The organism is Actinomadura sediminis (genome assembly GCF_042675525.1).
Classification (GTDB): Bacteria; Actinomycetota; Actinomycetes; order Streptosporangiales; family Streptosporangiaceae; genus Spirillospora; species Spirillospora sediminis.
Genome location: NZ_JBHTJA010000039.1, coordinates 1 through 15,358, shown reverse-complemented (window position 1 = coordinate 15,358; position 15,358 = coordinate 1). Strand labels below are relative to the sequence as shown.

At 76.7% G+C, this 15,358-nt stretch carries 10 protein-coding genes; 7 read left to right on the top strand and 3 right to left on the bottom strand.

Annotation, left to right across the window (positions count from 1 at the left end):
- Window positions 1-60: 60 nt before the first annotated feature.
- Complete coding sequence (locus tag ACFQ11_RS19705) at window positions 61-993, bottom strand: SWIM zinc finger family protein (protein ID WP_378300614.1); 933 nt, start codon at window positions 991-993, stop codon at window positions 61-63.
- Window positions 994-1,396: 403 nt separating this feature from the next.
- Complete coding sequence (locus ACFQ11_RS19700) at window positions 1,397-2,149, bottom strand: M50 family metallopeptidase (RefSeq protein WP_378300699.1); 753 nt, start codon at window positions 2,147-2,149, stop codon at window positions 1,397-1,399.
- A gap of 280 nt (window positions 2,150-2,429) precedes the next feature.
- Here ACFQ11_RS19700 and ACFQ11_RS19695 point away from each other — a divergent pair, with 280 nt between their 5' ends.
- The 6 genes from ACFQ11_RS19695 to ACFQ11_RS19670 all read left to right on the top strand — a co-directional run bounded on the left by ACFQ11_RS19695 (window position 2,430) and on the right by ACFQ11_RS19670 (window position 12,384).
- A complete protein-coding gene (locus tag ACFQ11_RS19695) occupies window positions 2,430-4,559 on the top strand; it encodes a hypothetical protein (RefSeq protein ID WP_378300612.1) in 2,130 nt (709 codons plus the stop codon).
- Window positions 4,560-4,796: 237 nt separating this feature from the next.
- Window positions 4,797-5,780, top strand: a complete 984-nt coding sequence (locus ACFQ11_RS19690; protein ID WP_378300610.1) for an AAA family ATPase — start codon at window positions 4,797-4,799, stop codon at window positions 5,778-5,780.
- 12 nt (window positions 5,781-5,792) lie between these two features.
- Entirely contained in the window at window positions 5,793-6,923 is a 1,131-nt protein-coding gene (locus ACFQ11_RS19685; protein WP_378300608.1) for a DUF58 domain-containing protein, read from the top strand.
- Window positions 6,924-7,024: 101 nt separating this feature from the next.
- Window positions 7,025-9,193, top strand: a complete 2,169-nt coding sequence (locus ACFQ11_RS19680) for a DUF3488 and transglutaminase-like domain-containing protein (protein WP_378300606.1) — start codon at window positions 7,025-7,027, stop codon at window positions 9,191-9,193.
- A 54-nt stretch (window positions 9,194-9,247) separates the two neighbouring features.
- The gene (locus tag ACFQ11_RS19675) at window positions 9,248-10,189 is read left to right on the top strand and encodes a threonine ammonia-lyase (RefSeq protein ID WP_378300604.1); all 942 of its coding nucleotides are present in this window, start codon (window positions 9,248-9,250) and stop codon (window positions 10,187-10,189) included.
- A gap of 92 nt (window positions 10,190-10,281) precedes the next feature.
- Complete coding sequence (locus ACFQ11_RS19670) at window positions 10,282-12,384, top strand: fibronectin type III domain-containing protein (RefSeq protein WP_378300602.1); 2,103 nt, start codon at window positions 10,282-10,284, stop codon at window positions 12,382-12,384.
- Between the two features lie 60 nt (window positions 12,385-12,444).
- On the opposite strand, the gene ACFQ11_RS19665 is transcribed toward ACFQ11_RS19670, so the two are convergent.
- Window positions 12,445-14,256, bottom strand: coding sequence for a serine/threonine-protein kinase (locus ACFQ11_RS19665; protein WP_378300600.1), 1,812 nt, complete (start codon window positions 14,254-14,256; stop codon window positions 12,445-12,447).
- A gap of 349 nt (window positions 14,257-14,605) precedes the next feature.
- On the opposite strand from ACFQ11_RS19665, the gene ACFQ11_RS19660 reads away from it, so the two are divergent.
- On the top strand, window positions 14,606-15,358 hold a 753-nt coding region (locus tag ACFQ11_RS19660), incomplete at its 3' end, for a hypothetical protein (protein WP_378300598.1).

Sequence of the window (15,358 nt, the reverse complement as noted above, 5' to 3'; positions counted from 1 at the left end):
TGGCGGTCCCGGCGGCGGTCCTCATAGCCGGCGGGCTCAGAGCCGCCATCTCGGCGGTTCTCATAGCGGGACCGCGCCCTCGGCCGGGTGCCAGGCGGTAAGCGGGCGCAGTCCGCGCGGCGTCCACTCGCCCGCGAGCGCGACGCGCTCGCCGCCCGCGACCGCGAGCAGCGTCCACGGCACCGGCCCGCGCAGCGGCAGCGCGTCGCCCGGTCCGTCGGCCGCGAACAGCCCGCCCGCCGCGTCCCGCGCGAGCCGCACGCCGGAGAGCGTCACGGGATACCGGTCCAGCCACGGGTCGCGCGCCACGGCGGCCGCGTGCTCGTCGAGGAACTCCCGGACGCCGGTGCCAGGCGGCGCGCCCGGGCCCGTCTCGTCCGCCGTGAACCGCTCGGCGACGAGGGCGCGCAGCGGCAGGGCGCCGGGGTAGAACGCCAGTTCGGCCTCGAAGCGGGCGCCGGCCGGCGGTGCCGGTTCGGGCGCGTCGTTCGGGCCGGTGAACGTCAGCAGCAGCGCCGGGCGTCCCGTGCGCTCGCCGCGCAGCCAGACGCGCCGCGCGGTGAGGACGTCCTGGGCGGTGTCGCGCGTCCCGGCCACCCACCAGCGGTCCCGGACGCGTTCGCCGCCGCGCAGGACGTCGTCCCGCGCGACCGGGAAGCCGACGCGGGCGCGGACGGTCCCGCGCAGGCCCGCGGGCAGGCCGTCCCGCCGCCGGTGCGCGCGGACGAGCAGCCGCAGCAGCGCGTACTCCGCCAGCAGCCGGCCCGGCCAGCCGGGCTCGCGGGGGACGCCCGCGAGCGCGCGCACCCGCCCCGCGAGCGCGCCCGCCTGCGCGTCGACGAGCCGCCGGGCCGCGTCGTCCCACAGCCGGTAGGGAGCCCGCTCGGCGCGGGCGAGCCCGTGCGCGACCTGGTCGCGCAGCCACCGGTCCAGCTCCGCGAGGCCGTCGTCGACCCGGCGGCCCCGCCGCTCGCCCGTCCCGAGGTCCCTCACGAACCAGAAAATACCGGCGGGGTCCGACATTCTCCGGGGTGCTGCCCCCCGGTCAGGCGGGCCGTCGGTTCCGTCCGGCGGTTGGCCGGGAACGGCGGCGGGTCCGGCGGAGGCGGGCCTTGCGCTTGCGGCGGTACTCGCCGCGATCGAGCTTCGTGTCGGCCATGCACCATCGTGGTCCGCCCCCGCGCCGGGGGCCACCCCGCTGACCGCATCCGGTCCGCCCGGCCCCGCCGGCGCCGCGTCCGCGGCGGCACCCGCCGGGTCCGACGAACCGCGCCACCGGCATGCTCGCCGTGGACTCGGCGTCCACGCCGGGCTGGGCACGGCGCCCTGGGAGCGAGGCCGGGCGGCCGTGCGGACGTTGCCGGTCGGGCGCCGGTCGGGCGCCCGAGGGCGCCGGTCAGGCGCCGGGCAGGGCGGGCAGGTCGGGCAGCGTCAGGTCGGACGGGACGAGCAGCGCGCCGCCCGCGACCAGCGCGGCGAGCGCGACCGCGCCGAACATCGTCACCCACGCCGCGCCGGGGACGCCGGTCAGGTGCGCGAGCTGGTCGGCGTCCGAGGTCGGGGCCATCCGCCGCGCCCGCATCCGTTGCAGCTCCACCACCGGCCGTGCCGCCGCCAGCAGCAGGAACCACGCCGCCAGGTAGGCGAAGCCCGCCTGGACCTCCGCCGAACCGAACCACGAGACGGCGAACACCAGCGCGCCCGTCCCGACCACCGACAGCACCCCGTAGGCGTTGCGGATCATGACGAGCGTCGCGGCGAGCAGGGCCAGCGTGAACCACAGCATCAGCGTGATGCGCCCGGCCGCCAGCAGCACCGCGAACAGCAGCCCCAGCAGGGGCGGGGCGACGTACCCGGCGAAAGCGGTGAACACCATCCCGGGACCGTGCGGCTTGCCCCGCGACACCGTCACCCCCGACGTGTCGGAATGCAGCTTGATGCCGTCCAGCTTCCGGCCGGTGAGCAGCGCGGCCAGCGCGTGCCCGCCCTCGTGCGCGATCGTCACCGTGTTGCGCGCGACCCGCCACGTGGGGCCGTGCAGCACCGTCCCGAGCGCCACCAGGCCGACGAGCGCGACCAGCCACCACGGCGGGTCCGGCTGCGTGCCCGTCAGGCGGTCCCACAGGTCGGCGATGCTTGCGTTGTCCACGTCCACCCCGGATTCCTCGTCGCGATGCCCAACAGTAGGACGTCGCGGACAAGGCTCGCGTTCGGTTCCGCACCCCCGGAACGCCGACGCCGCGCCCGAATGTGAGACATCTCATGCGCCGACGGCCGTAACCCGCCGCCCGGTCGCGTCCCAGCGGGCCCGAGTTGTGTGCGTCCGTTCCGGTACGGCGCGCACAACCGTTATGGTGCCCTCCCGTACGGCGGGCGCCACGCCACCGGCTCCGCGGGGCGGACGGGGGCGCGACGAGAGGGTGACGGGATTGGGCGGCGGACGCTCCCCCGCGCGGGCGGGGAAGCCGCGCGGGATCATCCGGCATGCCGGACGCGACCGGCTGACGGGGCAGATCGCGATCGCGCTCGCGGGCGTGCTCGTCGTCGCCGCGCTCGTCTACGGCGTCGGCGCGGCGAGCGCCCGCTACCGGCTGTCGGACGTCGGCGCCTGGCTCGGCGCGAGCGCCGAGGGCCTCGTCGTCCACGCCAACGGACCGGCGGGCAAGGTCGACGGGAGGATCGAGCTGCCGGAGCGGATGCGCGGGCACCGCATCGAGATCGTCCAGGACGGCGGCACGGTGCTGCTCGTCGACACCGAGACCGGCGTCGTGAGCCGCATCGACCCCGCCCAGCTCGAGATCACCGGTGGCCGCCGGGCGGGCGGCCCCGGCCTGCAGGTCGCCGTGGGCGGCGGCGCCGCCTACACCATCGACCTCGTCGAGGGCGTCGTCCAGCGCATCGACCCCGTCAGCCTCGCGCCGCTCGGCGCCGCCGCCACGCTGACGGCGCCGCTCGGCCAGGCGGGCATCGACGGCCGCGGCGCACTCTGGGTGCCCGTCCCGAGGGAGGGGAGGGTCGTCCCGTTCCACGACGGCGGCCCGGGCGCCCCGGTCGACGTCGGCGAGCCCGGCGACACCCTCTCCCTCACGATCGCCGCCGGTACGCCCGTCGTCGTCGACAGCACCTCGGCGACCGCGCACATCGTCCGTCCCGAGGGCACCCAGACGATCAGGCTGCCCGCGGCGGTCGGCCGGACCCGCGGCGGCGTCAAGGCCCCCGCGGCGACCGACGGCGGCGTCGTCCCGATGCTCGGCGCGGGCGGCTCCCTGCACCTGCTGCACACCGGCGTCGGCCGCGTCGAGTCGGTGGCCCTGCGCGTCCCCGACCACCGGTTCGAGCCCCCGCACATCCTCGGGTCCCGCGTCTACCTGCCCGACCGCACGTCCGGACGGCTCCTGGTGTTCGACACCGCCGCCGGGGCCTGGCGCGAGCCGATCGCCGCCACCCGTCCCGGCGGCGCGATCGAGGCGATCGTCCGCGACCACATGCTGTGGTTCAACGACCCCGGCGGGGCCCTCGCCCTCGCCTTCACCCGCGACGGCGCCGTCAAGCGCGTGCGGAAGTACGAGGAGGACGTTCCCGGCGGCGCCCGCCGTCCCCTGCCCGTGCAGGCGGACCCCGGCGGAGGCGGCGGTTCCGGAACCGGCCGCGGGGGCGGCACCGGACGCGGCGCCCCGCCCCGCCCGCCCGCGAAGCCGGACCCCGCCGCCCCCGACCCGCCGATCCCCACCGCGTCCGGCGAGAACGGCTCCGTCGTCGTCCGCTTCACCGCCCCCCGGCAGCCCCGCGGCGTCCACCCCGTCACCGGCTTCGTCCTCCTGGACGCCGCCGGCCGTCCCGTCGCCGCCGCGTCCCCGAAGACGCACCCCGGCACCGCGACCGAGGGCGCCTTCACCGTCGGGGACCTCACGTGCGACGCGACCACGCACGTTTTCAAGGTCGCCGCCGTGTACGAGGACGCCTCGGGAAAGACGAAGCACAGCCCGTCCGGCGACGTCGGCGCCACCGCCTGCCAGGCCCCGCCTCCCCCCACCGCCCTGCGCGCCGTGCCCGTCAACCACGGCGCCGAGCTCTCCTGGACCGCCTCCCCGGGCTACGACGTCACCTACAAGGTCACCGCTCCCTTCGGGACGGTCACCACGAAGAACACGGCCATGACGGTGAGGAGCCTGGCGAACTCCCAGGTGCACCAGATCTCCGTCACCGCGCGAAACGGGGCGGGAGAGTCCACACCGGTCGGCACGAGCGTGAACCTCGATCCGGGCCCGCACGCGAAGAACTACAACGGGCACAACAACGAGCACAGCCCCACGAACCTGCGCGACGGGCCCGGCGGGGCGAAGGTCGGCTCCTTCCCGCAGGGCTTCACGGGCTCGGTCGAGGTGATCTGCCAGCAGCGCGGCGGCCATGTCACCGACCCCAACGACGCGAGCCTGAAGAGCGACGTCTGGGACAAGATCGTTTACAACGGCCGGGAAGTCTGGGTCAGCGACCTGTACGTCGCCACACCCAACTCCACGCGAGGGACCTTCTCGCCGCCCCTCTGGGAGTGCGTCTGATGGCGGCACCGGCGCGCCCGTGCCATGGCACGGCGCCGGGCGCCGTGCGGCCCGCCGTGCGGCCCGCCGTGCGGCCCGCCGGGCCGTGCGGGGACGTCGCGCGAGCCGGCATCGAGCGGACGGGGCCGGGAGCGCCGCGCGCGACGGGTCGGATTCCGGGGCAACCGATGGCCGGGTGGCGGCGTCGGAGTCACGACATGTCCGGTGGGGCCGGGCGGTGAGCACGGGGAGCAGGGGATGACGGAGAACGGCGGGGCCGAGGCGGACGCGTCGGCGGGGCGGTTCGCGCAGATGTTCGCCGCGCTGGCGGGCAACGTCGAACGGGTCTTGCGCGGGAAGCGGGACCGGGTGGAGCTGGCGCTGACGTGCCTGCTCGCCGAGGGGCACCTGCTCGTCGAGGACGTCCCGGGCGTGGGGAAGACGACGCTCGCGCGGGCGGTCTCGGCGTCGGTCGAGGCGGAGTGGGCGCGGATCCAGTTCACGCCCGACCTGCTGCCGAGCGACATCACCGGGGTGTCGATCTTCAACCAGGGCAGGAACGCGTTCGAGTTCCACCCGGGGCCGATCTTCGCGAACATCGCGGTGGCGGACGAGATCAACCGGGGGTCGCCGAAGACGCAGTCGGCGCTGCTCGAGGTGATGGAGGAGCGCCGCGTCACGGTGGAGGGACGGCCGCACCCGGTGCCGCGCCCGTTCATGGTCGTGGCGACGCAGAACCCCGTGGACATGGACGGGACGTACCCGCTGCCGGAGGCGCAGCTCGACCGGTTCCTCATGCGGATCTCGATGGGGTACCCCGACCACGGGGCCGAGGTGGCGATGCTCGCGGGCGCGCCGACGGGCGCGATGCTCGACCGGTTGCCGGCGGTGATGGGACGCGACGACCTGGCGCGGATGATCGACTTCGCGCGGCGGCTGCACGTCGCGCCGCCGCTGCACGACTACGTGGTGCGGATCGTGGCGGCGACCCGGGGGCATCCGGACCTGCGGCTGGGCGCGAGCCCGCGGGCGAGCATCGCGCTGCTGGGCGCCGCGCGGGTGCGGGCGGCGGCGGCCGGACGCGCCTACGTGGTGCCCGAGGACGTGAAGGCGCTCGCGGTCCCGGTCGTCGCGCACCGGCTCGTCGTGACGCCCGAGGCGGAGCTGCGCGGGCGGGACGGGGCGGACGTCGTCGGCGAGGCGCTCGCGAACGTGCCGACGCCGCAGGCCGCCGTTGTCTGAGGGGGTGCGACCGTGCTGACGCCGCTGGGGTGGGGGACTGCGGCCGCGTCGGCGGTCCTGTACGCCGCGGGCTGGTGGCTCGGGTATCCCGAGCCGGCGGCGTTCGCGGTGGCGGGGTTCGTCGCGGTGGGCGCGGCCGCGCTGTGGACGCTGCCGCGACCGCGGCTGGAGGTGCGGCGGGAGATCGCGCCCGCGAAGGTGGGCCGCGGCGAGCCCGCGACCGGGGTGCTGCACGTGACGAGCGCGGGCCGCGGCGTGCGGGGGCTGACCGCGCGGGACGCGGCGGGCGCGGCGCGGGTCGCGGTGGACGTCCCGCGGCTGCGGGCGGGCGCGACCCGCACGGTGTCGTACGCGCTGCCGACGGACCGGCGGGGCCGGATCGCGGTGGGCCCGCTGCGGCTGGTGCGCGCCGATCCGCTGCGGCTGGCGCGGCGGGTCCGCGAGTACGGGACGCCGGGAACGCTGCTGGTGCGCCCCCGGACGGTGGTGCTGCCGCCGCTGCCGTCGGGCCGCGCGCACCATCTGGAGGGGCCGACGAGCGACCGGTCGCCGGCGGGGACGGCGACGTTCCACGCGCTGCGCGAGTACGTGATCGGGGACGAGCTGCGGCACGTCCACTGGAAGTCGTCGGCCCGGACGGGGACGCTGATGGTGCGGCAGCTCGTGGACGCGAGCCTGCCGACGACGACGGTGGTGCTGGAGGCGCGGCCGGACCGGTGGGCGGACCCGGACGACTTCGAGCTGGCGGTGGACGCGGCGGCGAGCGTGGCGGCGGGCGCCTCGGCCGCGGGCTTCCCGGTCCGGGTGCTGACCGGGAACGGGCCGGTCGCGGAGACGCGGGGCGGACCGGGCGACGTGGAGGAGATCCTCGACCGGCTGACGGCCGTCGCCGCGCGGGAGTGCCCGCGGCCGACGATGGACGCGGTGCGCCGTGTGCGCGCGGGCGGCTCGCTGGTCGCCGTCACGCCGGGCGACGCCGAACTGGGCCGGATCGCGGCGGTGCGCAGCCGTTTCGACCGGGTGGTGGTGCTGCGCGTGCGTCCGTCCGGCCCCGCGCCCGCGCCGCCGGGCGTCCGGGTCGCCGACGTCGCCGAGCTGGACGACCTGCCGGAGACCTGGCGCCGGCTGGGGGCCGCCCGATGACCGAGAGCCCGCGGCCCGAGCGGCGTCCGCCCGTGCCCGGAACCCCCCAGCGCGGGACCGGGCCGGCCACGCCGCGGCCGCCCGCGCCGCGGCCGTCCGGAATGACCACGGCCGCCCGGTACGTGTCGCTCGCGGTCACGGCCGCGCTGGCGGCGGTCGCGGGCCTGGCGTTCCACCGGGTGTTCGGGTACGGGCCGGTGGTCCCGGTCGCCGCGGTCGCGGCGGTCGTCCCGACGCTGCTCGCCGGACTGCTGTCGGGGCCCCGGAGGAAGGGACGGCCGTGGCCGCTGTGGCTCTCGCTGGTCCTGACGCTCGCCGCCTGGGCGGGGACGTGCGCGCTCACCGTGCTGCGTCCCGCGCTGAGCGCGGGCACACTGCCGCGGACACTGCGGGACGGCGTGCTGAGCGGGTGGAAGGAGATCCTGACGACGCTCCTGCCCGCCCCCGCCGAGCCGCGCCTGCTGGTGCTCGTCCACGTGCTGGTGTGGCTGGCGGCGTTCGGGGCGGCGGAGGCGGCGCTGCGGACGTCGCAGCGCGCGCTGCCGTGCGTCCCGGTGCTGGCGGTGTGGACGGTCGCGCTGCCGCTCGGCGTGGACGGCCCGGGGACGAACGTGCCGCTCGCCGCCGTGACCGTCGTGCTGATCGCGGTGCTGGTCCTGGTCCGTTCCGGCGAGTCGGACGCCGGGCCGGCGTGGCGGCCGCTCGCCCTCGGCGTCCCGTGCGCCGCCGCCCTCGGCGTCCTCGCGTACCTGGTCGCGCCCGTGGTGCCGGTCGGCGCCGACCCCTACGACCCGCGCGAGCAGGTGCAGGCGCCGCCGCCGCAGCAGCGCGACGGCGTCAGCCCCCTCGACCGCGTCGGCGGGTGGCTGCTGCGCCCGGACCAGGTCATGTTCACCGTGGAGTCGGACCGGGCGGAGATCGAGCGGCTCGCGGTCCTCGACGCGTTCGACGGGGTGACGTGGTCGTCCACGGCCCGGTTCGTCCCGACCGGCAGCCGTGTCCCGGAGGGGCCGGAGCGGCGGCGGTCGCACACGACGACGCAGCGGATCACCGTCCGCGACCTGCCCGGCGTGTGGGTCCCGGCGCCCGACCGGCCGCGCCGGGTCGAGGGCATGCCCGTCGTCGCCGACCCCGCCGCCGGGACGCTCGCCGCCGCCGAGCCGCTCGCGCCCGGACGGTCGTACACGGTCACGTCGGTCGTCCCGGAATGGACGGCCGAGGACCTCGAGGACGCGCGCGTCGCCCGCGACGCCGAGGCGCGCGCCGCCCTGGAGCTGCCGTGGGGGCCGGGCGCGACGAGTGAGCCCGTCCAGCTCGACGAGTTCGAGCGGTTCGCGGCGGCGGCGACGCGGGGCGCGACGTCGGGCGTCCAGAAGGCCGCGATGCTCGCCGAGTACCTCAAGCGGTACGCGAGGTACGACGTGACGGCCGCGCCCGGGCACGGCTACCGGCACATCGACTACTTCCTCGCCGAGGGCCGCCGCGGGACGCCCGAGCATTTCGCCGCCGCGTACGCGCTGCTCGCCCGGTCCGTGGGGCTGCCGTGCCGGCTCGTCGTCGGGTTCGCGGGCGGGAAGCGCGCGGGCGGCACCGTGCAGGTGCGGGCGGGCGACGTGATGGTGTGGCCCGAGGTCAAGTTCGAGGAACTCGGCTGGGTGCGGTTCAACCCGCTGCCCGACAACGCGCGGCGGTCCGAGGACAGCGACGCGGTCGCGGCCGGGGAGTCGGCGCAGCGGCTCGAGCAGGCGCAGAAGAACGCGGCGTCGCCGCGGCAGGGGCCCGGGCCGGGCGAGGAACCCGGGAAGCGGGCGGCGGTGACGGCCGCACCGGACGAGCCGACGCCGTGGTGGGTGTTCGCGTCGGTCGCCGGGGCGGCGCTCGTCCTCGCGTACGTCCTCGCCGCCCTCCTCGCGCCCGCCCTCCGCGGCCGCCGCAGGCGGGCCGGCCCGCCCGCCGAGCGCATCGCGGGCGCCTGGCGGCAGGCCCTCGACCATCTCGCCGACGTGGGCCTCGACGCGTCCCGGACGCTCACCGCGCAGGAGGTCGCCCGCTTCGGCGCGTCGAACGTGGGCGCGGACGCCCACGGGGAGCTGGACGCGCTCGGCGACCTCGCCGACCGCGCCGGGTCGGCGTCGTCCCCGCCGGACGCGGCCGCCGCCGACCGCGCCTGGCGGCACGCCGACGCGGTCGGCCGGCTGGTCACCGCGAAGGCCGGGCGGCCGCGCCGGCTCCGCCGGCGGCTCCGCCCGCGCTCCCTCACCGGCCGCTGACTAGGGTGGCCGGGTGCTCACGCGGACGCTGCCGGGCGGACCCGGCGAACGCTCATGACGGCCCGTCCCGTCCGTGTCCCCGGACCGGACGACCTTGACCGCGCGTGGCGGGCCGTGTCGCGGCGCCTCGCGCCCACGCCGCTGGTGCCGTCGGGGCTCGCGCCCGGCGCGCTGCTGAAGCTCGAGACGTTCCAGCCGACCGGCTCGTTCAAGGTGCGGGGCGCGATCGCGGCGGCGGACGCGCTGCCCGCCGGGGTACCGGCGGTCACGGCGAGCGCGGGCAACCACGGGCTCGGGATGGGGTTCGCGGCCGCCCAGACCGGCGCGGACGTCACCGTGGTGGTGTCCACGCGCGCGTCCCGCGCGAAGGTCGACCGGATCGGCGGGTTCCCGGTGCGGCTGGTCCGGCACGGGACGACCTACGACGAGGCCGAGGCGCACGCGCTGACGCTGCCCGGCCGGTACGTGTCCCCGTACAACGACCCGGCGGTCGTCGCCGGGCAGGGGACGATCGGGCGGGAGCTCGACGCGCAGGCCGAGGGCCCGCTGACGGTCGTCGCCCCGGTGGGCGGCGGCGGCCTCGCGGCGGGGCTGTGCCTGTGGGCGCGCGGACGCGGCGACGTCCGGATCGTCGGCGTGGAGTCGGCGGCGTCGCGGGGCGTGTCGGCGTCGGTCGAGGCGGGACGCGTCGTGGCGGTGCCGGTCGGCGACACGTTCGCCGACGGGCTGCCGGGCAACCTCGAACCCGGCTGCGTCACGCCCGAGCTGATCCGGGGCGCCGCCCTGACGGCCGTCACGGACGCCGAGATCCGCGCGGCGCTGCGGTGGCTGCTGCGCGAGCACGGGCTCGTCGCCGAGGGCGCGGGCGCCGCCGGGGTCGCCGCAGTCCTGGCGGGCCGCGTCGAAGCCGAAGGGCGGTTGATCGTCGTGGTGTCCGGACGCAACATCACGATCCCCACGTACGTCGAGGCCCTCGGCACAGGAAACGGCGACTAAACCCGCCTTCGGCGACCGGATCCGGTCATCTCCCCCGTACCGGGACGGAAGTCACTACGGTGAGCCCCGAATCGGGGGAAGGTGATCCACGGGTGGGTGCAGGCGCCATCTTCGAACGCGACCGGCTGACGGGGCAGCTCGCCGTCGGCCTCGTCGGCGCGGTCGTGATCGCCGCCGTCGTCTACGGGGTCGGCGCGGCCAGCGCGAAGTACGAGCTCGCCGACGTCGGCGCCTGGCTGTCCGCGCGGACGAAGGGCCTCGTCGTCCACGTCAACGGCCTCGCGGGCAAGGTCGACGGCAAGGCGCCGCTCCCCGCGAGCGCGCGCGGCGACCGGATCGAGGTGGTGCAGGACGGGACGACGGTCCTCATCGTCGACCGGGAGACCGGCGTCGTCAGCCGGCTCGACCCGTCCCAGATGAAGATCGTCGGCAGCGGCGGGTTCGGCCCCGGGATCCAGGTCCTCGCGCAGGACGGCCGCGCCTACACGGTCGACTCGGTGAACGGCGGCGTGCAGCAGCTCGACGCGATCACCCTGCAGCCGGCCGGGGAGCCCGCGCGGCTCGACCCCGTCCTCGGGCAGGCCGGGATCGGCGCGCGCGGGGACCTGTGGGTGCCGGTGGCCGTGCGCGGGCGCCTCGCCGGGTTCCGGGACGGGCGGCTGCACGAGCCCGTCGACGTCGGTGAGCCCGGCCACGACCTGGCGCTCACGATCGCCGCCGGCACGCCCGTCGTCGTCGACTCGACCGCCGCGACCGCCACCGTCGTCGAGCCGTCCGGCACGCGCCTGACGATCTCCCTGCCGTCGAGCGTCCGCGCGGCCGGGCGCGGCGGCGTGCTCGCCCCCGCGGTCGCCGACGGCACGATCGTCCCGCTGCTGGTGCCCGGCACCGGATCCCTGGTCACCCTCGACACCGGCACCGGCCGCCACACCAGCACCCGCCTGCAGATGCCCCGGCACCGCTACCGGGCGCCGCAGATCCTCGGGACCAGGGTGTACATCCCGGACGAGACCGCCGGTGCCCTCATCGTCTACGACGCGGCGTCCAAACGGTTCGGGAAGCCGGTCACGGTCGGCCGCCCGAAGTCGCCCCTCGAGGTGTTCGTCAAGGACGGCCTGCTGTGGGCGAACGACCCGGACGGCCCGGGCGCGGTCGTCGTCGACCGCCGCGGCGAGACCAAGGCGGTCGACAAGTACCGGGAGGAGGTCGCGGGCGGCGAGCGCCGCCGCGAGATCCCGCTCCCGGGCACCGGGGGAGCGCCCCCGGTGCCCGGAGCCCCGGGCCGGCCCGGCCGCGACCCGGTGCCGCCGTCCTCCGGGAACCCGCGGGAACCGGGCGCGCCCACCGCCCCGTCCAACCTCACGGTCGCGCCGGGCGACGGCACCATGCAGGTCACGTTCCAGCCCTCCCAGGGCGAACGCATCACCGGCTACTCGCTCAAGGACGTCCCGGCGGGCCTCACCGCGGCCCCCGCCGCCATCGCGCCGGACGCCCCGCCCGCCTTCGCCGTGACCGGCGGCGACTGCGGCCAGGAGTACCGGTTCCGCGTGGCCGTCCAGTACACCGACGCGCGGGGACGGGCCAAGGAAGTGCTCTCCGCCGCCAGCGACCCCGTGCGCCCGTGCGTGACGCCGGGCGCCCCGACCGACGTGGAGGCGCGGGCGGGGGCGTCCGGGACGACGGTGTCGTGGGCCGCCCCCGCGGGCGGCGGCGCCACGCGGTACAAGGTCGAGTGGACCGGGCCGGTCACGGGGTCGAAGGTCGTCACCGGCACGTCCACCACGCTCACCGACGTGTGGACGAACGGCGCCTACACGTTCACGGTCACGTCCATGAACGCCGCCGAGGCCGGCTCGGGCACCACCATCGACACGCAGTTGAAGGGACCGGACCGGGCGCACAAGGTGATCCTTAACGGCGGCTCGACCGCCCACATCAGGGCGACTCCGACCGGTGCAGGAGCGGCTGAAGTCACCACGATGTCCGACAACAACGGTGACAGCATCACTGTGCACTGCCAGGTGAAGGGGACTCGGATCAACCATCCCAGGGACCCCAAATACTCCGGTAACACCTACGCGAAAGTCACGTGGAAGGGGAATACCGGTTACATGATGAACTTCCTCGTGGACACCTACACATCCGGTAATTGGGATGTGCTCGGAGGTCCGCCGATCTGGGAGTGCGCCGGCTGATCGTTTCTCTGCGCCCGCCGGAGGCCCCGTCCCGGAAGGCCGGGGCGGGGCCTCCGTGGTTCAGGCTCCGCCCCGGCCTCGCCGCTCCACGCACGCGACCTTCGACCAGGCCACGTCCGGTGAGGCGCCCTGGTTGACGCGGAGCACCGCGCCGATCCGGAAGCAGTTGTCCTCGTTCGGGACGAGCGGCGAGACGGCCGTCTTCGTCGATCCGGGGGTCACCGTCTTGATCGGCTCCGACCCGGCGGGGTCCCGCTGGATCAGCAGGGGCAGCTCGCGCGCGGCCGGGGGCAGCGTCCAGGCGAGCACCGCGCCGTTCGCCGTGGCCCTGGCCCGCAGGCCCTGCGGGCGTGCGGCGGCGATCTGCTCGGCGGTGATCGGCTCGGGGGGAGCGGACGAGGCCGCGGGCGGCGGTTCGCCGCCGCCCGCGCCGGGCGTGTTCGCCTTCGGGTGGTCGCCGCCGGACGCCACGAGAGCGCCGATGCCGAGCGCGAGCCCGCCCGCGAGCGCGACGCACACGGCGACGATCAGCCCGCGGGGCGGCCCGTCCTGCGGCCCCGTGTGCGGAGCGGCCGGTTCTGTGCGCGGTGCCGCCGGCGGGACGGGGGCGGGTCCGGGCTGCGCGGCCTGGAGCGGTTGCGGGGCCGCCTCGTACGCGGGGTACCCCGGGCGGGGCGACGACGGGGACGTGGAGTGCGCCGCGCCCGCGCGCCACGGGGACGTGTCCGCCACGGGCGCGGACGGGGCGCCCGGCTGCGGGAGCGGGGGCGCGTCCCCGCGGGCGGTGGGCGCCCACTCCGGGACGGGCGGCGGGCCCGAGGCGTCGGGGAACGAGAGGCGCCCGGACGGCCCGGACGGCCCGGACGGCCCGGACGGCCCGGACGGCCCGGACGGCCCGGACGGCCCGGACGGCGAGGACGGCGAGGACGGCGAGGACGGCGCGGACGGCGCGGCCGTCCCGCCGGTGCCGGAGAACGGAGCCGTCGCGGTGCCCGCCGTGCCCGCCGGGTGCGGCAGGGTCGACATTCCGCTGTGCGCCACGTCGGTGACGGGCAGGCCCAGGTCGGCCTGCACCCTCTGCAGCGCCTGCGCGAACTCGACGGCGCTGCCGAAGCGCTGTTCGGGCGCCTTCGCCATCGCCCGCCCGATGACCTCCTGCACCTGCCGCGGCACGTCCGGGCGGGGGATGGCGGGCGGCGGGTCGTTCATGATGCGCAGCATCAGGAAGCCGATGCCCTCACCGGGCGGGCCCTTGAACGCGGGCCGGTCGGCCAGGAGCTGGTACAGGGTCGAGCCGAGGGAGTAGATGTCGGCGCCGACGCCGGGCTGCCCGCCCTGCAATATCTCCGGCGCGGCGTGGTGCGGGGTGAACGCCTGCGTGTGGGTGGCGTCGAAGGAGTCGACCAGGCGGGCGATGCCGAAGTCGGCGAGCGCGAACTCGCCGTACCGGGACAGCAGGACGTTCTGCGGTTTGACGTCGCGGTGCAGGACGTCCGTCTCGTGGGTGGCGGCGAGCGCGCCCGCCATCTTCACGCCGACGCGCAGCACCTCGGCGACGCCGAGCGGCCCTTCCCGGGCGAGCCGGTCCGACAGCGCGCCGTGCTCGAAGTACTCCATCGCGATGTAGGGGCGGCCGGAGCGGGTCGTGCCGGTGTCGAGCACGGTCACGACGTTGGGGTGCCCCGTCAGCCGCCCGGTGATCTTGCATTCGCGCTGGAAGCGCCGCATCGCGGCGTCGTCGACGGCGCTGACCGACAGCACCTTGAGGGCCACCATGCGGTCGAGGCGCTCCTGGTGCGCGCGGTACACGACGCTGAAGCCGCCCTCGCCGACCTGCTCCAGCACCCGGTAGCCCGGGACGTCCTCGGTCATGCGTCGGGGGATCCTTCTCGGTTGCGTTCACCGCGGCGGGGGCGCGGACGTCCGGGGCGTCCCCCGGAGACCCCAGGGTAGTACGGGGACGAAACGGGCGGGGCCGGTCTCGGCGCCGGGTGGGGGCGGCCGCTCGTCCATGCAATTCGTCCGGAAATCGCACGACATATTCTTTGGCCTTCGTCAGCGTTCTCCCAATTCGGTTCCACGCCGGTGCGCGCGCCCCATAGCCTCGGAGCCGCGAACGGAAACGCATGGAGCGGAGTGACGCGCCGTGATGGAAGATGTCCTGACGAATCCGGAGGCGGAAACGCCGGCGGCCGGTTCGGCTTATGGTGACCTTGTCCGAATGGCGTATTTCGTTCTGCCGGGCCGGGGGAAGCGCGTCTACCGGCTGGCGATCGCCCGGCGGATCGTGGACGGCACCGCGCGCGGCGCCCGCGACCGCTCGCCGGCCGGACTGGCCCGCCGCCGCACGCGGGTGCTGCGCCGCGCGATGCGCCCGTCCCGCCGGCTGCAGATCGGCCTCGGGCCCTGGCTGCGCGCGCTGCCCGCCCGGCTGCCCGACCCCGCGCTGACCGTCGCGCTCGCCAAGCTCGACCCGGCCGTCCGCGTCGCCTACGTGCTCCTGCACATCGAGGGGATGCCGCGCTTCGCCGTCCGCGACCAGCTCATCGAGCTGCGCGTGCGCCGCCCCTGGCAGGTGATCGAGGCGGCCGACGCGGTCGAGGTCCCGCCCTCCCGGCGGCCCGCGCGGTTCGAGCCGGTGCCGGTCCGGCCGGTGCGGAAGCGCTCGATGCTGCCGCTGGTCACCGCCGCCGCGCTCACGGCCGTCCTGGTCGGCGCGCTGGTCATGACCGAGCGCCCGCCCGAACCGTCCGGACCGCCCGGCCCGGCGCTGCGGCTCGTCACCGCCGCGCCGGACGCCTGGCGCACCGTCCGCACCCTGGACGCCTGGCCCGCGCGCGGCGACCTCGTCCGCGACGACGTGTTCCTGCGGGAGGCCGCCACCGCCTGGGCGGCGGAGACCGGCGCGGACCGGCCCGGCGACGCCGTCCGGCTCCTCTACGCCGGGCGCGCCGCCGGCGGGCCGCTCGCGGTG

Excerpts from the sequence above, each read along its gene's own strand:
- ACFQ11_RS19665 (WP_378300600.1), bottom strand. The coding sequence starts at position 14,256 with ATGACCGAGGACGTCCCGGGCTACCGGGTGCTGGAGCAGGTCGGCGAG.
- ACFQ11_RS19675 (WP_378300604.1), top strand. The coding sequence starts at position 9,248 with ATGACGGCCCGTCCCGTCCGTGTCCCCGGACCGGACGACCTTGACCGC.
- ACFQ11_RS19690 (WP_378300610.1), top strand. The coding sequence starts at position 4,797 with ATGACGGAGAACGGCGGGGCCGAGGCGGACGCGTCGGCGGGGCGGTTC.
- ACFQ11_RS19680 (WP_378300606.1), top strand. The coding sequence starts at position 7,025 with ATGACCACGGCCGCCCGGTACGTGTCGCTCGCGGTCACGGCCGCGCTG.